We start from the raw sequence: 579 nt of genomic DNA, 5'->3' as shown, positions 1-579 counted from the left end.
CCACGTTCCTTTAAGAATAGTGCTTATAACTTAGATAACTTTAGTTTTAATGGAAATTATCTTACAGTTGAAGGATGGCATGTGTCTGATTACGCTAAACAAATGCCAAACCAATACTTAATTTTATTTGACCAAACAACCGATCACGAAGTGGCACGGGTGAAAGTTGGCACTAATAAAACAGGGATTACTTCCGAAACAGTGAAACGCGAAGATGCTCGGAACGCCTACAGAAATATCTACAGTAACGGTGATATTGGTTTCAAAGCTAAGTTTGACATGCTGAAGTTTTCTCAGGTAACCGGACATAAGTTGCAAGTGGTGATTCGCTACTCTAGTGATGCTAAGGATGGTGAAGGCCAACGACAGGATTTTTGGTCTCAAGCAAAAGATTTGAGTCAAGTTGCGTATGCCTTAGATAGCTTTAAGTTAGTCGGTAATAAGTTAGAGGTTTCAGGTTGGTCTTTTGATGCAAATGCTTTTAAAGCACCAAATAAATACTTGATTTTATTTGACAAAACAGCTGGACATGAGCTAACTCGGGTTCGTGTAGGCACAAATAATAATGTTGCTCAAGCT

At 38.5% G+C, this 579-nt stretch carries 1 pseudogene; it reads left to right on the top strand.

Going from position 1 to position 579, the window contains the following annotated elements:
- Window positions 1-579, top strand: a pseudogene (locus tag JCM10991_RS15535) (peptidoglycan endopeptidase); the annotation flags it as partial.

The organism is Ligilactobacillus equi DSM 15833 = JCM 10991 (genome assembly GCF_000615765.1).
Lineage (GTDB): Bacteria > Bacillota > Bacilli > Lactobacillales > Lactobacillaceae > Ligilactobacillus > Ligilactobacillus equi.
The sequence above is the reverse complement of the archived record's forward strand: the minus strand, read 5'-3'. Positions and strand labels throughout refer to the sequence as shown.